The sequence below is a fragment of the Herbidospora galbida genome (assembly GCF_005233835.1).
Lineage (GTDB): Bacteria > Actinomycetota > Actinomycetes > Streptosporangiales > Streptosporangiaceae > Herbidospora > Herbidospora galbida.
This window is the reverse complement of record NZ_SZQA01000057.1, coordinates 13402-35145: the sequence shown is the minus strand read 5'-3', so window position 1 is coordinate 35145 and position 21744 is coordinate 13402. Positions and strand designations below refer to the sequence as shown.

Below are 21744 nucleotides of genomic sequence, written 5' to 3'. Positions count from 1 at the left end.
CCGGCCGAGCGCCACCAGGGCCGACGCGCACCGGCGGGCCTCCTCGTAGGCGGCGGCCACGTCCGACCGCGCCTGCGCGGCCCCGGCGGTGGCCGGCCGGCCCAGGCTGGCCGACAGCTCGGCGGCCACCCGTTTGGCCGTCACGCCCGGTTTGTCGCCCGGGAGCAGCAGCACCACCTCGTCGCCGCGCGCGGTCGCCAGGCCGCCCGTGAGGGCCGCCTCCGACGACGCCCAGAACGCGGCCCGCTCGCGCTGCCCGTCGTGGGTGACGGTCACCAGCACGTGGGGTTCGGCCAGGTCCAGGCCCAGGCGGCGGGCCCGGTCGGGCAGCCCGGCCAGGTCGGGCCGGGCGATCAGGTCGTCGAGCAGCTCGCCGCGCACCCGGCCCTCGGCGTCGGCCACGCTGCGGCGGAACAACAGCAGCAGGGCGGTGACGAGGGCGGCCCGCTCCAGGATGCGCCGGTCGGTGTCGACCACCGGGCCGGCCGTGCGCAGCACCAGCGTGCACAGCGGGGCGCTCTCCGAGCCGCCCACGTCGACCGAGGCGATCAGGTTCCGGCCGCGCTCCACCGACCTGCCCAGCGCCCGGGAGGCCCGTGCCGCGTCGGGGACGCTCGGGTCGACGTCGCCCGGGTCGCCCACCAGCGGTTCGCCGGTGCCGTCGAGCACGGTCAGCTTGCCGCCGATGACCTCGGTGACCACCGCCGCGACGTCCTCGACGCCGCCGCCCCGCAGCACCAGGCCGGTCATCCGGTCGTGCGCGTCGGCGGCCCGCTCGATGGCCGTGGAGTGGTTGCGGATCAGCCGGTTGGCCTCGCTGAGCTCGGTCAGCGCGGCCCGGGTCTCCTCCAGCAGCCGCGCGGTGTCGATGGCGACCGAGGCGTGCGCGGCCAGCGACGACAGCAGCGCGATCTCCTCGCGCGCGAACGGCCGGGCGCCCCGGTCGGCCGCGAACAGCACGCCGATGACCTGACCGCCCAGCCGCAGCGGCACGCCCAGGATCGCCACCAGCCCCTCTTCGGTGACGGCGTCGTCGATCGTGATCGTGTGCCGGAAGCGCTCGTCGGCGAAGTAGTCGGAGGTGGCGTATCCCTCGCCCGTCTGGGCCACCAGGCCGCCTAGGCCGGCGCCGAGAGGGAGGCGTACAGAACGGAAGCGGGCGGTGATCACGCCGTCGGTGACCCGCATGTAGGTGTCGCCGCGCTCGGCGTCGTTGAGCGTCAGGTAGGCCACGTCGGTGCCGAGCAGCCCGCGCGCCCGGCGCACGATCGCGGCCAGGACGGCGTCGATGTCACGCAGGCCCGCGAGGTCTTTGGCGGTGTCGAACAGCGCCGACAGCTCCGCCTCCCGGCGGGCGCGGCGGCGCATCACGGCCCTGATCCGCAGCGCGGCGACCTTCTCGCGCTCCAGCTCCTCCAGCGTGGCCTGGTCGGCGCCCGCCGCCCGCGCCTGGAGCACCGGCCCCTCGAACTCGACGGCCGAGGCCTCCCTGGCCAGCAGTTCCAGGAAGACGTTCATCTATCGCGCGCTCCAGCCTCCGTCGAGCGGAATGGACACCCCCGTGATGAACGATCCCGCAGGGCCGCACAGATAGGCGACCATCTCGGCCACCTCTTCGGGTTCGACCAGCCGCTTGATGGCGGCCGGTTGCAACATGATGCGCTCGACGACCTCTTCGGGCGAGATCCGGTGCGCCTCCGCCTGCGCGGCGATCTGGTTCTCGACGAGCGGGGTGCGCACGTAGGCCGGGCAGACACAGGTCGAGGTGACCCCGTAGGGAGCGCCTTCGAGGGCGATCACCTTCGACAGCCCTTCGAGGGCGTGCTTGGCCGTCACGTAGGCCACCTTGAACGGCGAGGCCCGCAGCCCGTGCACCGAGGAGATGTTCACCACCCGGCCGAACCGGTTCTCCTTCATGTACGGCAACGCCGCCCGGATCAGCCGGAAGGGCGCCTCCACCTGCACCGACATGAGACGGGAGAAGATCTCCGGCGGGAACTCCTCGATGGGCGCGACATGCTGGAACCCGGCGTTGTTGACGATCATGTCGGCCTGGGCGGCGTGCTCGATGAGCGGCCCCTCTTCATAGGCGGCCGGGTCGGCCAGGTCGGCCGTGACCGCGACGCCTCCGATCATGGCCGCGGTCTCGGCCGCCTCGTGTTCCCGCAGGTCGGCGACGACAACGTGGGCCCCCGCCGCCGCCAGCCTGATCGCGCACGCCCGTCCGATGCCGCTGCCCGCGCCCGTCACCAGGGCCGTCCGCCCGGCGAGGTCTTTCGTCATGCGACCCGAATCTACGCGTCTGGGTCGTTGTCGCCCATGTGGGGCTCCGACATAGCGGGCTTTTCCGGTATGTGTCCGGTCATGGGCAGCACGTCGAGGAGCTCGTTGAGCTGTTCCTCCGTGAGCGTCCCGTTGGCGAGGTGCCCTCTCTGGACGACGACCTCCCGGATGGTCTTCCTCTCCTTGAGCGCCTGCTTGGCGATGCGGGCGGCCTCCTCGTAGCCGACGTACCTGTTCAGCGGCGTGACGATGGAGGGGGACGACTCGGCGTACTCCCGCAGCCGCTCCTCGTTCGCCGTGATGCCGTCGACGCAGCGGTCGGCGAGCAGCCGCGACACGTTCCCCAGCAGCCTGATCGACTCCAGCAGGTTCCGCGCGATCACCGGCATCTGGACGTTCAGCTCGAACGTCCCCGACGCCCCCGCCATCGTGATCGTCGCGTCGTTCCCGACGACCTGCGCGGCGACCATCGTCACGGCTTCGGGCACGACCGGGTTGACCTTCCCCGGCATGATCGACGACCCCGGCTGGAGGTCGGGCAGGTTGATCTCGCCCAGCCCCGTGCGGGGCCCCGACCCCATCCACCGCAGGTCGTTGGCGATCTTGTTGAGCGAGACCGCGATCGTCTTCAGGACGCCCGACAGCTCGACGAGGGCGTCTCTCGCGCCCTGGGCCTCGAAGTGGTTCCTGGCCTCGGTGAACGGCAGCCCGGTGGCGCGGGAGATCTCCGCGATCACCTTCCCGGCCCACTCGCGGTCGGGGGTGTTGACGCCGGTGCCGACGGCCGTCCCGCCCAGCGGCAGCTCGGCCACCCTCGGGAGCGCCGCCTGGAGCCGTTCGATGGCGAGCTCGATCTGGGCGGCGTATCCGCCGAACTCCTGGCCGAGGGTGACCGGGGTGGCGTCCATGAGATGGGTCCGCCCCGACTTCACCACCTCGGCGAACTCGACCGACTTCGACTCCAGCGCGGTGGTCAGGTGCTCCAGCGCCGGGGTGAGGCGGGTCGACAGTTCGGTCACGGCGGCGACGTGGATGGAGGAGGGGAACACGTCGTTGGACGACTGGGCGGCGTTCACATGGTCGTTCGGATGCACCGGACGCCCCAGCCGCTCCTCGGCCAGCGTCGCGATCACCTCGTTGGCGTTCATGTTCGACGAGGTGCCAGAGCCCGTCTGGAAGACGTCGACGGGGAAGTGCTCGTCCCACTTGTTCGCGGCCACCTCCCCGGCGGCCTCGGCGATCACCGCCGCCATGTCGGCCTCCAGCAGGCCGTAGGAGGCGTTCACCACGGCGGCGGCGGCCTTGACCGTGCCCAGCGCGGAGATGTGCGCCGGCTCCAGCCCTCTTCCCGAGACGGGGAAGTTCTCCACCGCGCGCTGCGTCTGCGCCCGCCACTTGGCGAGATCCGGGACCTCGACCTCGCCCATGGAGTCATGCTCGATGCGCGTCATACCCCCCAGTCTGTCCCCAGACGGGCGGATGATTCAGCTGGGGTGGCGCTGGAACCGGAACGAGGCGAAAACGGCGTCCCGCTGCTTCTTCGACTTGGCCCACTGCGCTTCCGGGACCGCGTAGTAGATCGCGAAGGCGCCCCCGTCGGGCACGTCGACCCACCGTGACACGACGTGGACCAGCCCGTCCTTGCCCTCGTAGGCGTACTCCCACTCGGCCGTGTCGGCCCCCTTGTAAGGGGACGTTTCCAGCGGCGCGATCCGGATGAGCTCGTAGCCCTCATAGGGCTGCTTGGCCTCGGCGGCCTCGATCGACTTCAGCAGATCGGTGGTGATCTTCACTGCGGCCACCCGGATGGTGGCCTTGCCCTTGGCCGAGAAGGAGACCTGGGTTCCCTTCTCCGTACGTCCGAAGCTCGCCGGGATGTCGATGGTGTAGCCCGCACCCTGCTGGCGCTTGGTGCCCTTGGCGGGGGCCGGTGCGGGGGGCTCCGGGGGGTAGGTGGCGGAGGTGGGGCTGGGCGGGATGATCCGGCCCGCGGTCTTGGTCGGCGCGGCACTGTTGGCCCCGAAAGCCGAGACCGCCACGACGGCGAGCGCCACGAACGCGACGAACGCCAGCACGAGCAGCAGGACGAGGCGGCCCTTGCCCTTCGGCTTGGCGGCCGGCGGGGGAGCGCCGCGCTGCATCGAGAAGATGTCGGTGCCCAGGCCCCGGGGGACGGCTTGGGTGACGTTGGGGTCGGGCTCGGGGAGGTGCGGGGGGTAGTTGCCCTGACCTTGGCCTGGAGGGAAGCCGGGCCGGCTCTGGCCGGGGGGCGGCGGGTAGCCGCCCACGGGCGGAGGAGTCCAGGCCTGCGGCGGGGGTGGCGGCAGCGGAAGGGCCGAGGGGGGAGTCGCGTCGGTGTCGATGTCGACCCGACGGGCGCCCGGGTCAGGCGGGTAGACCCGCCTGCCGGGGAGCTGTCCCTGGACGACGGTGACGTCATCGGCGAGACCGGCGGGGTTGGCGGCCTCGGACTTCACCACGACGACGGTCTGATCATCGGAAACGGTGGGCCGCCGGAAGCGGGTGGCATCGGGATCCTCGAAGTCCGCGGCCCCAGATCCGCCAACACCGGGGAAACCTGCGCCGGGATCCACACCCGGTCCAATTGCGCCGGGGCCGCTAGCACCGGGGCCGCCTGAACCGGGACCGCCTGAGCCTGGCCTGGCTGCACTTGGCCCGCTCGCACGGGGATCGCCTGCACCCGGACCACTTGCGCCAGAACCAGGAGCGTCGGAGGGCCGCGAGCTCACGAAGCCGGATGCCGAAATATCAGGACCTGCCCACGTCGGATGAACGTCAGCGGCCAAGTCGCCTGGGGCTTCGCCCGCGTGTGGCGCTCCGGCCCCGGTCCCAGATCCGGAAATCTCTGAATCAGGGGTGGCCACGCCGCTGGCCTGCGCCGATCTGCCGTGTCCTGCGGAGGTGGTACCCGCGCTGCTTGCTCCGGCGCCCGGCCCTACTTCTTCCGCCCCATGCCCCGAAATTTCGTGACCTGCGCCGCCACCAGGTGTCGCGGGGCCGCCAGGTCGGGATGCCGCTGGCTGTCCGGTGCCCGGAATCGCGCCCCCACGTCCCGAGACTTCCGAAGCAGGGGTGGGCGTCGTCGTTCGGTTCGGGTCCTGCTGGGGAGCCGCGCTGCCCAGTACCGGCCGAGGCGCGCCGAACGGGCGGTCCACGCTCGGGTCGCGCCCGCTGTCACCGTAAGGCGACACCGCGTCGGGAGCGAACGCGCCGCCGGTGGGTCTGGGGGCGCCCGCCGCCGGGAACTGGGTCATCGTCGGGGTGTCGGCGACCGCGCGGAGCAGGACGGAGGCGCGTTCGGCCGTGATGCGCTTCGTGTGGTCCTTCTCCAGCATCGCCTCGAGGACGGGCCTCAGCTGTCCGGCGTTGCGGGGTGGGTCGCACACCTCGGTCATCAGGGCGGCGAGGGTCTCGGCGATCGAGCGGCGTTCGTACGCCGGCCGCGCCTCCACCGCGAAGTAGAGGGTCGCGCCCAGAGACCAGAGGTCGGATTCGGGGCCCGTGTAGTCGCCCCGGGCCCGTTCGGGGGCCGTGTAGCCCGGTGAGCCGATCACCATGCCGGTCTGCGTCAGGGCCGAGTCGCCGCGCGACTTGGCGATGCCGAAGTCGGTCAGGACCACCCGGCCCGAGTGGGTGATCAGCACGTTGCTCGGTTTCACGTCCCGGTGCAGGATCTCCGAGGCGTGGGCGGTGCGCAGGGCGCCCAGCAGGTCGGCGCCGATCTCGGCGACCAGGCGGGGCGGGAGGGGGCCGTCTTCGTCCACGACCTGTTCCAGAGAGCGGCCCTCGACGAGTTCCATGATGATCCACGGCACCCCGCCGACCTCGATGGCGTCGAAGATGGTCGCCACGGAGGGGTGGTGGACGCGCGCCGCGGCGCGGCCTTCGCGGATCATGCGTTCGCGGAGTTCGGTGCGCTGCTCTTGGGTCAGCCCGGGATCCTGGCGGATCTCCTTGACCGCCACGTCACGTCCCAGGGTCCGGTCGACGGCACGCCAGACCGTGCCCATCGTGCCGCGCCCAAGGGGGGATATGAGTTCGTAGCGCTCCGCCAGCAGCCTGCTCTGCATGACTAGAAAGATAGCGTCCTAGGCCTTGAGGAACGCTTTAGGTTCACTTGCGAAATTTCTTCGGCCAGAGCCGCCGTGGCAGCACTATCCGGACGAAGTTCCAGAAGCTCCGGGTCAGCGGGCCGATGGGTGCGTCGTAGGTGGCCGGCTTCCGGTGTGAGCCTTCGGCCGGCCGTCGTCGCTGCGCCGGTACGGGCACCGCCTGGAACTCGCCGGTCGGGTGGGGCTCGCGGGGGAAGACGTGCGGGCTCTGCGGCCGGGGCACGGCCGGACGGCTGTCGGCCCGGTGCTGCCCCCGGTGGGGCGGCTTCCGGACGGGCGGCGGCGTGAAAGCGGGCGGCGCCGACGGCCGGACCGGCGGCCGGTGCACCGCGATGGGCTCCTCGGCCGTCCCGCCTGCGGCGATCCTGGCCAGCATCAACGCGGCCCGTACGCCGTCGAGCCGGACCGCCGGGTCGATCTGCAGCAGGCCGCGGAGCACGGGGGCCAGCGGGCCGGCGTTGTCCATCGGTATGGGGGCGCCGCTCGTGAGGGCGGCCAGCGCGGCGGCGGCCGTACGGCGGCCGTGAAGGCCCCGGCCCTCGACGGCGGTGTAGAGGGTCGCCCCGAGCGACCACAGATCGGCGGCGGGGGAGGCCTTGTCGCCCAGGACGCGCTCGGGCGCGATGTAACCGGCGGAGCCCAGCACGATGCCCGCCTGGGTTATGGAAACGTCACCTTCCAGTGCGGCCAGGCCGAAGTCGGTGAGGACCGCCCGGTCGTCGGTGACGAGCACGTTGCTGGGCTTCACGTCGCGGTGGAGGATGCCCTTCGCGTGGACGGCGCGCAGCGCGCCGAGCACTTGGCGGCCGATCTCGGCGACCCTGACGGGGTGTTGCGGGCCCTGGGCCTTGACCAGTTCTTCGAGCGACTGGGCCTTCAGCAGCTCCATGACGATCCACGGCCGGTCGTCTTCGGTGACGACGTCGTAGACGGTGATCACCGAGGGGTGGGCGACCATCGCGGTGGCCCGGCCTTCGCGCTCGGTGCGGGCGCAGAGTTCGGCCCGCAGTTCCTCGTCGAGGACGAGAGGCAGCCGCACCTCCTTGACCGCCACGTCGCGGTCGAGAAGCTCGTCACGCGCACGCCACACCGTGCCCATGCCGCCGCGGCCTACCGGCTGGAGGAGCCGGTAGCGCGCGGCTAACTGGTATCCGGACGGCGCACGCATGGGTGGCAGCTTACCGATTTGTGTACGAGTGCCTGTAGAGACCGGGCCGATTCATTGTCGAGAACTTTTGTCAAACTCCGTCAGGTTCGACGTCCGATGGACAGAATCGGCCCCGTTGTGTCGGTGAAGAAGTCGTTGCCCTTGTCGTCCACCACGATGAAGGCCGGGAAATCGACCACGTCGATCTTCCAGACCGCTTCCATGCCGAGTTCCGGATATTCCAGGACCTCGACCTTCTTGATGCAGTCTTGCGCGAGCCGCGCGGCCGGTCCGCCGATCGAGCCGAGGTAGAACCCGCCGTAGGACTTGCAGGCGTCGGTGACCTGCTTGGACCGGTTGCCCTTGGCCAGCATGACCATCGAGCCGCCCGCCGCCTGGAAGCGCTCGACGTAGGAGTCCATGCGGCCGGCGGTCGTGGGGCCGAACGAGCCCGAGGCGTAGCCCTCGGGGGTCTTCGCGGGCCCGGCGTAGTAGACGGCGTGGTCTTTCAGGTATTGCGGCATCTCGCCGCCGGCGTCGAGGAGCTCGCCGATCTTGGCGTGCGCGATGTCGCGGGCCACCACCAGCGGGCCGGTCAGCGACAGGCGGGTCTTGACGGGGTATTTCGACAGCTCGGCCAGGACCTCGGACATGGGCCGGTTGAGGTCCACGCTGACGACGTCGCCGCCGAGGTGCTCGTCGGTGGTGTCGGGCAGGAACCGGGCCGGGTCGGTCTCGAGCTGCTCCAGGAAGACGCCCTCGGCGGTGATCTTCGCGAGCGCCTGGCGGTCGGCCGAGCACGAGACCGCGATGGCGACCGGGCACGACGCGCCGTGGCGGGGCAGCCGGATCACGCGGACGTCGTGGCAGAAGTACTTGCCGCCGAACTGGGCGCCGATGCCGAGCTTCTGGGTGAGCTCGAAGACCTTCTGCTCCATCTCCAGGTCACGGAAGCCATGGCCCTCGGGGGAGCCCTCGGTCGGCAGCGCGTCGAGGTAGCGGGCGCTGGCGTACTTGGCGGTCTTCAGGGCGAACTCGGCGGAGGTGCCGCCCACGACGACGGCGAGGTGGTAGGGCGGGCAGGCGGCCGTGCCGAGAGAGCGGATCTTCTCCTCCAGGAAGGCCAGCATGCGCTTCTCGTTGAGGACCGCCTTGGTCTCCTGGTAGAGGAACGACTTGTTGGCCGACCCGCCGCCCTTGGCCATGAACAGCAGCTTGTAGGCGTCGTCGCCCTCGGCGTAGAGCTCGATCTGGGCGGGCAGGTTGGAGCCGGTGTTCTTCTCCTCCCACATGGTGATGGGGGCCATCTGGGAGTAGCGGAGGTTCAGTTTCGTGTACGCGTCGTAGACGCCCCGCGAGATGTGCTCGGCGTCGCGGCCGTCGGTCAGCACGTGTCGGCCGCGCTTGCCCATGACGATCGCGGTGCCGGTGTCCTGGCACATGGGGAGCACGCCGCCGGCCGAGATCGACGCGTTCTTCAGCAGGTCGAGGGCGACGAACCGGTCGTTCCCGCTCGACTCGGGGTCGTCGACGATCTTGCGGAGCTGGGCCAGGTGGGAGGCGCGCAGGTAGTGGGAGATGTCGTGAATCGCGGTCTCGGTCAGCAACCGCAGCGCCTCGGGCTCGACCTCGAGGAATCTCCGTCCGGCTGCCTCGACGACCCTGACCCCTTCGGAGGTGATCAGCCGGTATTCGGTCTCATCGGCCCCCAGAGGAAGGAGGTCGGTGTAGCTGAACTCGGGCATGGGGTCGAGCCTCCGTTGATCACGCCGGTGTGAGTCTGCAAAGACTGTACGGCAACCGCCCGGCACCCCCGCCCGAAGGTGCAAATAGTGAGAAACTAGACATTAGACCTGAATGCGGGAGGAATCATGGCCTTTATTGCGATCGGAATCGTCGGTGTCGTCGTGATCGTGGGCGCCCTGGTCTTCATGCTGATCAGGTCCGTCCGCAAGAACATGGACGACCCGCACCCGCAGTGGCCGATCGGGTAGCAGCCCGACCACGATGCCGCCCACCACGATCGCGGCGCCGGCCAGTTCGGCGCCCGACGGCAGGCCCAGCCCGATGAGGGTCCCGGTCGTGATCGCCCCGACCGGGATCACGCCGGCGAACAGCCCGGCACGGCCGGGCCCCAGCCGCGGGAGGGCGGTGTACCAGAGGAAGAACGCGCCGCACGTCACCACCGAGGCGAGATAGGCGAAGCCCAGCGCCTCGGGCACCGTCGGCACGCGCAGCACCGCCGCGCCGTCGGCGACCAGGCCCGTCACGGCCAGCAGTGGTACGGCCAGCGCCGCCGACCACGCCGTCACGCCCACCGCCCCCAGCTTCGGCAGCAGCGGCAGCGCCAGCAGCGAGAAGCACACCTCGCACGCCACCGCCCCCAGCGCCCAGAGCAGCGAGTCGACCCCGCCCCCGCCGAGCCCGGTCGCCAGCAGCGCCCCGGCCACCACGATCCCCGCCGCCACGACCACCCGGGGCTTCGGCCTGCGCGTGGTCACCACCGCCATCACCAGCGGCACCGTCGCCAGCATGGTCCCCACGAGTGCCGGACCGGCCCCCCGGGTCGACTCGACCACGCAGACGTTGAACAGCACCAGGCCGGTCAGCGCGAGTGCGACCAGCAGCCCGAAATCCTTTACCGTGAGGTGGGCTCTGGGCCTGGAACTCGCCTTCATGATCACGAACATGATCAGGGCGGCGACGGCGTAACGCACCGTTTGCCCGCCGTAGAGGGGATAGTCCTTGATCAGGCCACTCACCGCGGCGAGAGTGCCCACCAGGAACATCGCCCCCGCCGCCGCGGCCACCGTCGTGCCTTTGCTCATGACGATGGATGCTAGGAATGAAATGGTTCACAGAATCAGTCCAATCTCTCCGGTAAAACGAGGACCAATCGTTGGCCGACCTGCATCTCTCCCTTGACCGCCAGGCCGGCGGCCTCGCCCGCCAGGTGGCCGGCGAACTCCGCGAGGCGGTGCGCACCGGCCGGCTGCCCGCCGGCACCCGGCTCCCGGCGAGCCGTGATCTGGCGCGGGATCTGGCGGTCTCGCGCGGGGTGGTCGTCGAGGCGTACGAGCAGCTCGTCGCCGAAGGCTTCCTGGAGTCGCGGATCGGGGCCGGCACGACCGTCGCGGCCGTCACGATCGAGGAACCCGCCTCCCCGGCCGACGCCTCGGGTGAGTTCGGCGGTAGGCCGACCTCGCCGGACCTCGGGGCCTTCCCCCGGCAGGCGTGGGGCGCCGCCTACCGGCACGTGCTGGCCACGCTGCCGCACGACGCGCTCGACTACGGCGATCCCGGCGGCGTGCCGGAGCTGCGGGGCGAGCTGGCGGCCTATCTCCGGCGGGTCCGGGCGGCGCGGGCCGAGCCCGAGAACGTCGTGGTGGTCACCGGCGTGGCGCAGGGGCTGTCGCTGGTCGTCCAGGCGCTCGGGCCGCTGCGGCTGGCCACCGAGCTGCCCACGAGCGAGCGGCAGACGCCGCTGCTCCGCAGGGCGGGGGCCGAGCTGATCGGGATCCCGGTCGACGACGAGGGGATCGACGTCGCCGAGCTGGCCCGCAGCGGCGCCACCGCGGTGCTGCTGACCCCGGCCCACCACTATCCGACCGGCGTGGTGCTGTCGCCGCGCCGCCGTGCCGAGCTGATCTCCTGGGCGGCCCGGACCGGGGCGACCGTCCTCGAAGACGACTACGACGCCGAGTTCCGGTTCGACCGCGAACCCGTCGGCTGCCTCCAGGGGCTCGCCCCCAACCGGGTGGTGCTGGCCGGCAGCGTCAGCAAGGCCCTCGCGCCGGGCCTGCGGCTGGGCTGGCTGGTCGCGCCCGTCTCACTCGCGGCCGAGCTGCGGAAGTTCCGGGGCGAGTTCGACCTGGGGTCACCGGTGCTCGACCAGTACACCCTGGCCCACTTCATCGCCACCGGCGCCTACGACCGGCACCTGCGGCGGATGCGGCGCGAATACCGGGCCCGCCGCGACGCCCTGGTGGGCGCGCTGGCCGAGCGGTTCCCCGAGGTGAAGGTGTGCGGCATCTCGGCCGGGCTGCACCTGTTCGCCGAACTGCCGCCCGAGTGGGACGCCCGCACGTTCGCCGCCGAGGCGGTCGCCGCCGGGCTGGCCGCCGAACCGGTCGACGGCCCGGCCGTGGTCATCGGTTTCGCTCGGTGGCCTGGCCATCGGCTCGCGGGAGCCGTACGGGAGATGCGAAGCCCCTAGCCAGCACCACGATCCCGGCGGCCAGCACGAGCGGCGCGACGAACGCGGCCTGGAACCCGGCGGCGTCGCCGATGCCGCCGACCAGCGCGGCCCCGACGATGAAGCCGACGTAGTTGAACATGTTGACCCGGGCGATGGCCACGCCGGTCCCGGCCGGGTCGAGCCGCCCGGCCGCCGAGAACGACTGGGGCGCGACCACCGACAGCCCGACCCCGGTCAGCGCGAACCCGGCGATCGCCACCGCCTCGTTCGGCGCGAGCACGATGAGCAGGAAGCCCAGCGCCGCGACCACCCCGCCGACCCGCACGATCGTGGCGGGCCCGAACCGGCTGACCGCCGCGTCGCCGCCGACCCGCACGAGGAAGGTCGTCGCCTGGTAGGCCCCGAGGGCCCACGGCGCCAGCCACGCCTCGGCGGTGAGCGCCTGGTCGAAGTAGACCGACCCGAAGTTCGACACCGACGCGTCGCCGACGTAGAGGAAGGCCATCGCCAGGCACAGCGGCAGGATCGGCCGCCACGGGACGGTGACCGGGCCGGTCGCCACGACCGTCTCGACGTGCTCCTCGGCCGGGCCGAACAGCCACCGGTTGGCGGCCAGCGAGATCAGCAGGGCCGGGACCATCACGATCGTGAACGCCGGCCCCAGGTCGAGGCCGAGCCCGGTCGCGTTCGACGCCCACGCGGCCCCGATCACCGCCGCCAGGCTCCACAGCGCGTGGAACCCCGTCATCACCGGCCGGGCGTAGCGCCGCTCGACGGCGGTGCCCTGCATGTTCATCCCGGCGTCGACCCCGCCCAGGCCCAGCCCGAACAGCACCAGCGCCGCCACCAGGACCGGCACGCTCCCCGCCCACCCGCTGAGCGCGACGGCGGCGCAGGCGAGCGGCTGGACGTACAGGAGCATGGACCGGCTGCCCCACCGGGCCGCCACCTGACCGGCGACGACGCTGCCCACACCCGCGATGACCGGCACGACCAGCAGGAGGAGGGTCAGTTCGCCCTCGTCGAGACCGTGTTTGTGCTGCAGCGCCGCGACCTGGGTGAGCAGCGTCGAGAACGTGAGGCCCTGCACGAAGAACACCGCGAACGTGGCGAGGCGGGCCTGCCGGTCACGAGGCACGACAGCCTCCCGAACATGAGCGTGTTTCAAGATTTGGCTCAGGCTAGGGGCGGGCCTCTTCCAGGTCAACAACTCCCCGTACGAGGGTCGCGAAGGCGATCAGGATGATCACCGCCGAGACCGGCAGCAGATCGAGGTTGAGGGCGGGGAGCACGCTGGCCACCAGCACGGCGACCGGGATCCAGATCGGAATCCGGCGCTGGATCGCGAGGTGGGTCATGACGGCGAACAGGGCGAGGTAGAACAGCGGCGGACCGGCCTGCTGGACGAGCAGTTCCAGCCCCGGGGTGTCGTAGACCCGGCCGAACAGGTCGCTCATCTCGGCGCGGTCGGCGGCCATGAAGCCCACCACGAGGTCGATGACGAACTGCGCGGCGAAGGCGGCCAGCCCGGCGAAGCCCACGACGGTGAAGCCGGTGAAGGTGTGCCGGTCGAGCTGGATCAGCACCACGCCGTAGAGGCCGAGGGCGACGAGGAAGGCGATGTGGCCGGTGGTCCAGGCGAGACCGGGGCCGTGCTCGCTCAGCAGGCGGATCACGCCGTAGACGAGGGTGAGCAGAGGCGCGCCGATGAAGGCGATGCGGGGATTCATGGGTTCAGCGTCGTCCTCGTGGGCGCCGCCGTAATCGGCGCGAAGGCCGAACCGGGACCTCCTCCGTGCGGCGGAGATCCCGGAGCGGCGGCTAAGGGTTCACCCGGGGTATCGCCGCCAGATCGACGATGATCAGACGGCCGCCCTTCTCGTACGTCAGCACCTTCATGCGGTAGTCGAGCACGGGGTTGTCGTCGGCGCGCAGGCCGATGTTCCGCCCCGTGGCCAGGTCGATCAGCCCCCCGCCCGGAGAGCGCGGCAGCACGAAGCGGTCGAGGGCGGGCGGGTCCGCCAGGAACATCTCCGGCACCACCCTGGCCCCGGTGCCGTCGCGCCGCCCGATCCGGTCGCGGGACATGCACCAGGTGACCGAACACTGGGCGGGCGCGGTCCAGCCCGAGGTGGTGCGCCGCTCGCCGGTCAGGGCGTTGACGATCTCGCCGTGCACGATGGCCAGCTTCTGCTGCCGGAAGGCCGGAGTGCCGACCCACGGCCACTGGACCATGTGCATGCCCTCGGTGCCCTTGATCGCCTTCGGGACGCCGCCCGACAGCGGCACCTCGTAGGCGCCTCCCGTGCCGCCCCGGGTCCAGACGAGCCTGCCGTCGGAGATCGTGAGGTCGAGCGGGGAGCCCGGGGCCTCGGCCAGCACCCGCTGCTCGCCGCCGGTGACGGGCGCGGTGAAGAAGGTGGTGGTCATCTTCCCCTTGACCCTCCGGGACGTCCACCAGGCGATGCGCCCCTCGCCGACCGCGGCCGACCAGAAGCTGATCACGGTGCCCTTGGGCGTGGAGACCTCGACCAGCCGGGTCGGCCGGCCGGTGGCCAGGTCGAGCGACCACAACCCGTCGGTGCGGTCGCCCTCGCCGGTCCGGATCAGCGCGTGCCCCCGGTCGATCATCGCCACGACGTCGTACATGCGGCCGTCGGGCATCAGCCGGGGAACCGAGTGCACCGCCCGCGGAAACACCTTCTCGATGGCGGGAGACGGATCGGGCTTCTCCACCGGCCGGCCGCCCGGGGACGTGACGGCGACGCCCGTCGCGACGAGCGCGCCCGTCGTCACGAAGGCGGCCAGCGCCTTCCACCAGCGGCGGGGGCGGCGGGCCCGGACCTGGGCCATGAGGTCGGGAGGGGCAGTGGGGGCGCGGTCGGCCAGGAGTCGGAGGCCGGATTCCAGGTGCCGTTCGAAGTCGTCGCGCATCAGATCCTCCTGAACCCGTCGGCCCTCAGTTGCCCGCGCAGCCGCGCCAGCGCGCGGAACGCCTGGCTGCGCACGGTGCCCCGGGAGACGCCGAGGGTGGCGGCGATCTCCTCGTCGGTCAGGCCCGTGTAGTAACGCAGCACGATCACCGCGCGCTGCCGCCGGGGCAGGGCGGCCAGCGCGTCGCCGAGGTCGGAGGTCTCGTCGTAGACCGGTGGTGAGCCCCGGTCGGGCGGGTCGGCGGTCGGGCGCTCCCGGCTGCGCAGCCGCCACTGGCGCAAATGGAGCCGGGTCATGGTGGTCCGCACGTAGCGTTCGGGGTCGTCCTTGCGCTGGACCCGGTGCCAGGAGGCGCGTAATCGGGCCAGCGCCTCTTGGACGAGGTCGGCGGCGTCGTGCGGGTCGCCGGACAGGACGTAGCCGAACCTCAGCAGCGCGTCGGCCCGCCCGTCGGCGAACTTCTCGAACTGGTCGTCTTCCCGCATGTCCCTTAGAGCACGTCAGGGCCGAAGCCGTTGCATATCGGGGTCCGTCCCTGGTGGGGATCTGCCGCCCGCACCGTAATCTCAAGGGGTGAGTAGCGACTTCCGTGAATGGATCGCCGCCCTGGTCACCCCCAGGGAGACCTCGTCGGGCCCCCGGCCCGAGGAACTGCGCGCCTCCGACGCCGACCGTGAGCGGGTCATCACCGTGCTGACCGAGGCCGCCGCCGACGGGCGGCTGTCCCGCCTCGAACACGAGGAACGCGTCGACGCCGCCTACCGCTCCCTGACGCTCGGGCAGCTCATGGTGCTCACGCGGGATCTGCTGCCACCCGACCAGCAGCCCATCGCCCTGCACAGCCGGCCCGTCGCGGCCGTCTTCCGCAACGAGTCGCGCGGCGGCCGCTGGGTGGTGCCCTCGACCGTCCCGGTCAGCTCGATCGGGGGCAAGGTCGAACTCGACCTGCGCGAGGCGCTGCTCCAGTCGCGCCGGATCGTCGTGCAGCTGGCCGTCGTGGCCGGCACGGTCAACATGACCGTCCCGGAAGGGGTGCGCATCGTGGTCGCGCCCAACGCCCGGATCGGCCAGTTCAAAGACCAGACGCGACCACCCGCCGACCCCGACTGCCCGGTCATCGAACTGGCCGGATACGTCTGGGGCGGGCGGGTGATCGCCAAGTCGCCGAAGCCGCCCAAGAAGGGGCGGCGGCGTTAGACGGGCGTCAGAGGGCGGTGTCGAAGTTGATGGCGCTGTAGGCGCCGAGCTTCCAGAGCTGGTGCTCGCTCTCGATCCGCCTGATCGTGCCCGACCGGCCGCGCATGACCAGCGAGTGGGTGTGCGCCACGCCGCCCCGGTTGCGCAGGCCGCCCTGGTAGCGGACGCCGTTCATCAGCTCGCCGTCGGTCACGCCGGTCGCGGCGAAGAACACGTCGTCGGAGCTGACCAGGTCGTCGGTGGTGAGCACCCGGTTCAGGTCGAGGCCCGCGTCGAGGGCGCGGCGGCGTTCGGCGTCGTCCTGGGGCCAGAGTTTGCCCTGGATGACGCCGCCGAGGCACTTCATCGCGCAGGCCGCGACGGTGCCCTCGGGGGTGCCGCCGATGCCGAGCATCAGGTCGACGCCGGTGCCCGGCTGGGCGGCCATGATCGCGCCCGCGACGTCGCCGTCGGTGATGAACTTGATCCGCGCGCCGGTCTCCCTGATCTCCTGGACGATCTTCTCGTGCCGCGTCCGGTCGAGGATGACCACGGTCACGTCGGAGGCCTTGCCGCCCTTCGCCTTGGCCACCGCCGCCACGTTGTGGGCCACCGGCGCCTCGATGTCGACCACCCCGGCCGCCTCGGCGCCCGTCACGAGTTTCTCCATGTAGAAGACGGCGCTGGAGTCGTACATCGACCCCCTGGGGCTCACCGCGATCACCGAGATGGCGTTGTTCATGCCCAGGGCGCACAGCCGGGTGCCGTCGATCGGGTCGACCGCCACGTCGCACTCGGCGCCGGTGCCGTCGCCGACCTCCTCGCCGTTGAACAGCATCGGGGCCTTGTCCTTCTCGCCCTCGCCGATCACCACCTTGCCGCGCATCGACACCGTGTTGATCAACTGCCGCATCGCGCTGACCGCCGCCCCGTCGGCGCCGTTCTTGTCACCACGGCCCACCCACCGGGCGCTGGCCATCGCCGCCGCCTCGGTCACCCTGACCAGTTCGAGGGCGAGGTTGCGGTCGGGCGCACGGTGGTCAGTGGCCAGGGGCGGGGGCACAGACTGATCTGAGTTCATCGCATCTCCTCAAGCGCGCGTTGTGGCACATGACACTGCCCTACCCCGTATCACCCGTTGATTCTGCGTGAGTCGTGCCACATCACCCGGCTCCATCGATAATCTCGCCTGCATGAGCGGCGACAACATCAAGGAGACCGGCCGGGGCACCTCGGAAAGAGGCGCGGCGACCCGGGTCGCCCTTCTCGACGCCGCCCGCGACGTGTTCATCACCCAGGGGTTCGCCGAGGCCGGGGTCACCGAGGTGGTCCAGCGGGCCGGGGCCAGCGTCGGCAGCCTCTACCACCACTTCTCCGGCAAGGCCGACCTCTACCGGGCGCTGTTCGACGAGTTCCAGGACCGGCAGGCGCAGCGCACCAAGACCGCCGTCCAAGACGCCCGCGCCGAGGGCGAGACCGAGCCGATGAAGCTGTTCCTGGCCGGGGCGCGGGCCTACCTCGACGGCTGCGTGCAGGAACGCGACCTGGCGGCGCTGTTCCTGCGGGGCGACGGGCCGCCCGGCTTCGAGGTCGTCATCCGCGAACGGCTGCGTACCTGGGCCCGCCGCAACGCCTCGCTCTTCGAGCACGAAGACGCGCTGGTGGTGGTGATCACGGGGGCGCTGGCGGCGGTCGTCCAGGAACTGACCCTGTCGGCCGACCTCGACGCGGCCCGGCTGATGGCCGATCAGGCCCTCGGCATCATCGGCCGGATCAGGAACCTCTGACCCGAGCCGGTAGTCTCGGGACCGTGCGCCGATTCACCCAGGGCCTCTACGGCTACGCCTTCGCGCTGCTCGTCTGCTTCGCCGGGGTCGGCCTGTTCCTGCTGATCACGCCGCAGAGCCGGACCGAGCACATCCCGCGCGTCGACTTCACCGTCGACGCCGACAACGCCGCCCGCGCGGCCGAGTTCCCGGTCGCGGTGCCCGAGCCGGTCCTGGCCAACTGGGTGCCGACCAGCTCACGGCTGACCAACACCAAGGGCGTGCTGACCTGGCGGCTGGGCTTCGCCACCGGCAAGCGCATGCACGCCATGGTGGCCCAGAGCAACGAGCAGCCCACCGCCGGGTTCGCCAACCGCCTGGCCAACACCGAGACCTCGATCGGCACCGAGGTGATCAAGGGCGCGACGTGGGAGAAGCGCTTCCGCGAAGACAAGAACCAGAGATCGCTGGTCAAGGTCTCCGACGGCCGCACCGTCGTCGTCACCGGCTCGGCCGACTGGCCGGAGCTGGGTGCGCTCGCGGCCAGCCTGGTCGAGCGGGACGCCTAGAACGGGCCGCTCAGAACGGGGCCTCGTCGGAGGCCGGCTCTGGGCGGCGTTCGGCCATCGCGGCGGCCAGCTTGACCCGGGCGCCCTGAAGCCAGTTCTCGCAGATCGCGGCCAGTTTCTCGCCGCGCTCCCACAGTTCGATCGACTGCTCCAGGGTCAGGCCGCCCGCTTCCAGGCGGCGCACCACCTCGGTCAGCTCCTCGCGCGCCTTCTCGTAGGACGGCGTCTTCTCGTCAGCCACGCTGCCCACCCTAAAGGCCGGTGACCTCGACCCCGACCCGATCGTCGGGGAACCTGACGGTGAGCGCCTCGCCCTCGGCGAGCTCGGCGGCCTTCCTGACCACCTCGCCCGAGGGCCTCTGCACGATCGCGTAGCCCCGTTCGAGGGTCGCGGCGGGCGAGAGGGCCACCAGCCGGGCTCTGAGGTGCTCCAGCCCGTCGGAACTGCGGTGGAGGGAGTGGTCGAGCACCCGCCGGGCCCGCTCTCTCAGCTGGTCGACCTGTTCGGCGCGGCGTTCGACCTCGCGTACGGGATCGGCCAGCGACGGCCGCGACCGTACCGAGTTCACCCACGCGAGCTCCCGTTCCAGCCAGCCCCCCATGACCCGCCTGCCCCGGTCGCGCAGCTGGTGGACCAGCGCGAGTTGCTCGCCCACGTCGGGCACCACCTTCTTGGCGGCGTCGGTGGGGGTGGACGCCCGCAGGTCGGCCACCAGGTCCAGCAGCGGCGAGTCCTGCTCGTGGCCGATCGCGCTCACCACCGGGGTCCGGCAGGCCGCGACGGCCCTGACCAGCGACTCGTCGGAGAACGGCAGCAGGTCTTCCAGCGACCCGCCGCCCCGGGCCACGATGATCACGTCGACCTCGCGGTCGGCGTCGAGCCGGTGCAGCGCGTCGGTCACCTCGGCGACCGCCAGCCCGCCCTGCACCGCCACCTGCTCGACCTTGAACCGGACCGCCGGCCACCTGCGCCGGGCGTTCTCCAGCACGTCGCGCTCGGCCGCCGAGTCGCGCCCGCAGATCAGCCCGACGGTCCCGGGCAGGAACGGCAGCCGGCGCTTGCGGTCGTTGTTGAACACGCCCTCGGCCGCCAGCACCTGCCGCAGCCGCTCCAGCCGGGCCAGCAGCTCGCCGACCCCGACGGGCCGGATCTCCATGGCGGTGAACGCGAACGACCCCCGGTTGACCCAGAAGTCGGCCTTGACGTGCACCACCACCCGCGCGCCGTCGACCGGGCGCGGGAGACTCGACTCGTAGACGTTCCGGGCGCACGTCACCCGGGCCGACACGTTCGCGACCGGGTCGCGCAGGGTCATGAACACCGTGCCGCCCCGGGCGGTCAGCTCGGTGATCTGGCCTTCGACCCAGACCGTGCCGAGCTTCCCGATCCACTGGGCGACCATCTGCAGCACCGACCTGACCGGCAGGGGCGCCTCGGGGGAGGTCTTCGCGCTCACCTGCTCAGCTTTCCAGCTTGGCCAGCCGGTTCTCGAACATCCGGAGCACTTCCGGGCGCGCCGTGCTCGCCTTCTCGTAGTCGATCCAGCTCTGGATCTCCTCCTTCGACCGGCCGCGCATCCGCGCCCGGAGGGAGGCGAAGGTCAGGTCGGCGTAGCCGGGGATGGGCTCGGCGGGCAGGTCCCTCGCCGGGGGCTCCTCGGTGTGACCGGGGGTGACCTCGGGGACGGCCGTGTCGGTGACCGGCTCGCCGGGGGTCTTCTTCGCCGGCTTGGGCGCCGGGGGGATCTTCGACGGGACGGCGGGCTCGGCGGCCAGCGCGGGGTCGGAGGAGGGCTCGGTGGTCTTCTGCCCCTGCGGCTCGGCGGCGACGGGGGTGGGCTCCTCCTCCTGCTCCGCCTTGGCCTTCTCGCCGGCCTCGGGGGTGGCGGCGGGCGTGGTCGCCTCGTGGTCGGCGGTCTCGGCGACCTTCTCCTCTGTGTTCTCGGCCTTCGCCGGTTCCGGGGCGGCCGCGGGGGCGGGGTCGGTCGCGGCGTGGGGCAGCGGCTTGTCGTCGGGGGTGGTCTCGGTGGACGCCGGCACGGCTTCGCTCACAGGGGTCTCCTCCGCCTTCGCACCTGAGGCGACCAGGCGGTCGCCCTTCGGGGCGCTACCCCCCGGCTGGAAGATCACCGGTTCGGGCTTGCCGGACGCGGCCGGGCGGGGCGCGAAGATGACCGGCTCGCGGCGCGGCTTCTTCTCCTCCTCCTCGACCACGATGTCGGAGACGGCCTTGACGCCGGGGCGGGAGGGGTCGGTGGGGGTCTCCTCGGCCGGGGCGTTTCCGGTGACCCGCTTCAGGGTGGAGCGGACCCGGTCGCCGAGAAGGAGGGCCTGACCCACCCCGCTGAGCGCGCCCTGGAGCGCCACCATGGGCAGGTCTTTCACCTTCTGTGTTATCTCGTCACGGTTGTTATAGACCTCGCGAATGGGCTTCGTGATCGTACGCAAGAGGGACATGGGCAGCTCCCAGGAGATATTCCGTTGATGTCGCAGTCTGGCAAGACTGGCGCGGGCGGAGGTCAAGCCACTGCAGACCATCCACGTAGCATGAGACCATGACGTCACAGACCCCCGCGACCATTACAGATCGCCGTCGTGTCCTGGTGGCGAAGCCGCGCGGTTACTGCGCCGGCGTCGACCGGGCGGTGGAAGCCGTGGAGCGGGCATTGGCGCAGTACGGCGCGCCGATCTACGTCCGTAAGCAGATCGTCCACAACACCTTCGTCGTCAAGACCCTCGAAGAGCGCGGCGCGATCTTCGTCGACGAGACCGAGGAGGTCCCCGAAGGGGCCATCGTCGTGTTCTCGGCCCATGGAGTCTCCCCGGCCGTTCACCAGGAGGCCGCCCAGCGCAGCCTGAAGACCATCGACGCCACCTGCCCGCTGGTCACCAAGGTCCACAACGAGGCCAAGCGCTTCGCCGCGCAAGACTACGACATCCTCCTGATCGGCCACGAGGGGCACGAGGAGGTCGAGGGCACGGCCGGCGAGGCGCCCGACCACGTCCGCCTGGTCGACGGCCTCGAAGGCGTCGAGACCGTCGAGGTGCGCGACCCGTCGAAGGTCGTGTGGCTGTCGCAGACGACCCTCTCGGTCGACGAGACCACCGAGACGGTCACCCGCCTCAAGAATCGCTTCCCCGACCTGATCGACCCGCCCAGCGACGACATCTGCTACGCGACCTCCAACCGCCAGACGGCGGTCAAGGAGATCGCCGCCGAGGCCCAGCTCGTGATCGTGGTGGGGTCGTCGAACTCGTCCAACTCCAAGCGCCTGGTCGAGGTGGCCCTCGACTACGGCGCCGACGCCTCCTACCTCGTCGACGACGCCACGTTCGTCGACCCGGCGTGGCTCGACGGCGTCACCACGGTCGGCGTGACGAGCGGCGCGTCGGTGCCGGAGATCCTGGTCGAGGGCGTGCTGGCCAAGCTCGCCGCCCACGGCTTCGGCGACGTCGAAGAGGTCGAGTCGGTGACCGAGAAGATGCGCTTCGCCCTGCCCCACGAGCTCCGCAAGGACCTGCGGGCCTGACGCCCCGA

At 71.4% G+C, this 21744-nt stretch carries 20 protein-coding genes; 5 read left to right on the top strand and 15 right to left on the bottom strand.

Features of this window, described 5'->3' with window-relative positions; genetic code table 11:
• The 7 genes from FDA94_RS35815 to FDA94_RS35785 all read right to left on the bottom strand — a co-directional run.
• Positions 1-1518 (bottom strand): GAF domain-containing protein (locus FDA94_RS35815; RefSeq protein WP_137251474.1); only part of this gene is annotated, 1518 nt, incomplete at its 3' end.
• Positions 1519-2283, bottom strand: coding sequence for a 3-hydroxybutyrate dehydrogenase (locus tag FDA94_RS35810; RefSeq protein WP_137251473.1), 765 nt, complete (start codon positions 2281-2283; stop codon positions 1519-1521).
• Positions 2284-2294: 11 nt separating this feature from the next.
• Positions 2295-3734, bottom strand: a complete 1440-nt coding sequence (locus tag FDA94_RS35805; protein WP_137251472.1) for a class II fumarate hydratase — start codon at positions 3732-3734, stop codon at positions 2295-2297.
• 33 nt (positions 3735-3767) lie between these two features.
• The gene (locus tag FDA94_RS35800; protein WP_137251471.1) at positions 3768-6374 is read right to left on the bottom strand and encodes a serine/threonine-protein kinase; all 2607 of its coding nucleotides are present in this window, start codon (positions 6372-6374) and stop codon (positions 3768-3770) included.
• Positions 6375-6417: 43 nt separating this feature from the next.
• Complete coding sequence (locus tag FDA94_RS35795; RefSeq protein ID WP_137251470.1) at positions 6418-7584, bottom strand: serine/threonine-protein kinase; 1167 nt, start codon at positions 7582-7584, stop codon at positions 6418-6420.
• A gap of 80 nt (positions 7585-7664) precedes the next feature.
• Entirely contained in the window at positions 7665-9308 is a 1644-nt protein-coding gene (locus FDA94_RS35790; protein ID WP_137251469.1) for a fumarate hydratase, read from the bottom strand.
• A gap of 102 nt (positions 9309-9410) precedes the next feature.
• Positions 9411-10391, bottom strand: coding sequence for a DMT family transporter (locus tag FDA94_RS35785; protein WP_212735651.1), 981 nt, complete (start codon positions 10389-10391; stop codon positions 9411-9413).
• Positions 10392-10462: 71 nt separating this feature from the next.
• Between FDA94_RS35785 and pdxR the strand changes: the two genes are divergently transcribed.
• On the top strand, positions 10463-11779 hold the full coding sequence (gene pdxR / locus FDA94_RS35780; RefSeq protein WP_137251468.1) for a MocR-like pyridoxine biosynthesis transcription factor PdxR: 1317 nt from the start codon (positions 10463-10465) through the stop codon (positions 11777-11779).
• Here pdxR and FDA94_RS35775 read toward each other — a convergent pair.
• From FDA94_RS35775 to FDA94_RS35760, 4 genes are all read right to left on the bottom strand, one after another.
• A complete protein-coding gene (locus FDA94_RS35775; RefSeq protein WP_137251467.1) occupies positions 11712-12899 on the bottom strand; it encodes an MFS transporter in 1188 nt (395 codons plus the stop codon). The two genes, pdxR and FDA94_RS35775, sit on opposite strands and share 68 nt — an antisense overlap.
• Positions 12900-12942: 43 nt before the next feature.
• Entirely contained in the window at positions 12943-13491 is a 549-nt protein-coding gene (locus FDA94_RS35770) for a hypothetical protein (RefSeq protein ID WP_137251466.1), read from the bottom strand.
• Between the two features lie 91 nt (positions 13492-13582).
• Entirely contained in the window at positions 13583-14695 is a 1113-nt protein-coding gene (locus FDA94_RS35765; RefSeq protein WP_137251465.1) for a TolB-like translocation protein, read from the bottom strand.
• On the bottom strand, positions 14695-15180 hold the full coding sequence (locus tag FDA94_RS35760) for a SigE family RNA polymerase sigma factor (RefSeq protein ID WP_137251464.1): 486 nt from the start codon (positions 15178-15180) through the stop codon (positions 14695-14697). The genes FDA94_RS35765 and FDA94_RS35760 overlap by 1 nt, the downstream gene beginning before the upstream one ends.
• 88 nt (positions 15181-15268) lie before the next feature.
• On the opposite strand from FDA94_RS35760, the gene FDA94_RS35755 reads away from it, so the two are divergent.
• Positions 15269-15892 (top strand): DUF1707 SHOCT-like domain-containing protein, encoded by a 624-nt coding sequence (locus FDA94_RS35755; protein WP_137251463.1) that lies wholly within the window; start codon positions 15269-15271, stop codon positions 15890-15892.
• Between the two features lie 7 nt (positions 15893-15899).
• On the opposite strand, the gene glpX is transcribed toward FDA94_RS35755, so the two are convergent.
• On the bottom strand, positions 15900-16952 hold the full coding sequence (gene glpX, locus FDA94_RS35750) for a class II fructose-bisphosphatase (RefSeq protein WP_137251462.1): 1053 nt from the start codon (positions 16950-16952) through the stop codon (positions 15900-15902).
• A 112-nt stretch (positions 16953-17064) separates the two neighbouring features.
• Between glpX and FDA94_RS35745 the strand changes: the two genes are divergently transcribed.
• Together FDA94_RS35745 and FDA94_RS35740 are read left to right on the top strand one after the other, a co-directional pair.
• On the top strand, positions 17065-17658 hold the full coding sequence (locus FDA94_RS35745) for a TetR/AcrR family transcriptional regulator (RefSeq protein WP_137251461.1): 594 nt from the start codon (positions 17065-17067) through the stop codon (positions 17656-17658).
• A gap of 23 nt (positions 17659-17681) precedes the next feature.
• A complete protein-coding gene (locus FDA94_RS35740; RefSeq protein WP_137251460.1) occupies positions 17682-18206 on the top strand; it encodes a DUF4245 domain-containing protein in 525 nt (174 codons plus the stop codon).
• 10 nt (positions 18207-18216) lie between these two features.
• On the opposite strand, the gene FDA94_RS35735 is transcribed toward FDA94_RS35740, so the two are convergent.
• Genes FDA94_RS35735 through FDA94_RS35725 form a run of 3 tightly spaced genes read right to left on the bottom strand, consistent with a single transcriptional unit; the run spans position 18217 to position 20663 of the window.
• On the bottom strand, positions 18217-18447 hold the full coding sequence (locus tag FDA94_RS35735; RefSeq protein WP_030451886.1) for an exodeoxyribonuclease VII small subunit: 231 nt from the start codon (positions 18445-18447) through the stop codon (positions 18217-18219).
• Between the two features lie 10 nt (positions 18448-18457).
• Positions 18458-19663, bottom strand: a complete 1206-nt coding sequence (gene xseA / locus FDA94_RS35730; RefSeq protein WP_137251459.1) for an exodeoxyribonuclease VII large subunit — start codon at positions 19661-19663, stop codon at positions 18458-18460.
• A 4-nt stretch (positions 19664-19667) separates the two neighbouring features.
• Entirely contained in the window at positions 19668-20663 is a 996-nt protein-coding gene (locus tag FDA94_RS35725; protein ID WP_137251458.1) for a DUF8129 domain-containing protein, read from the bottom strand.
• A 98-nt stretch (positions 20664-20761) separates the two neighbouring features.
• Here FDA94_RS35725 and FDA94_RS35720 point away from each other — a divergent pair, with 98 nt between their 5' ends.
• Positions 20762-21736: a 4-hydroxy-3-methylbut-2-enyl diphosphate reductase gene (locus FDA94_RS35720; protein WP_137251457.1), complete on the top strand. Its 975-nt coding sequence runs from the start codon at positions 20762-20764 to the stop codon at positions 21734-21736.
• Positions 21737-21744: the final 8 nt, after the last annotated feature.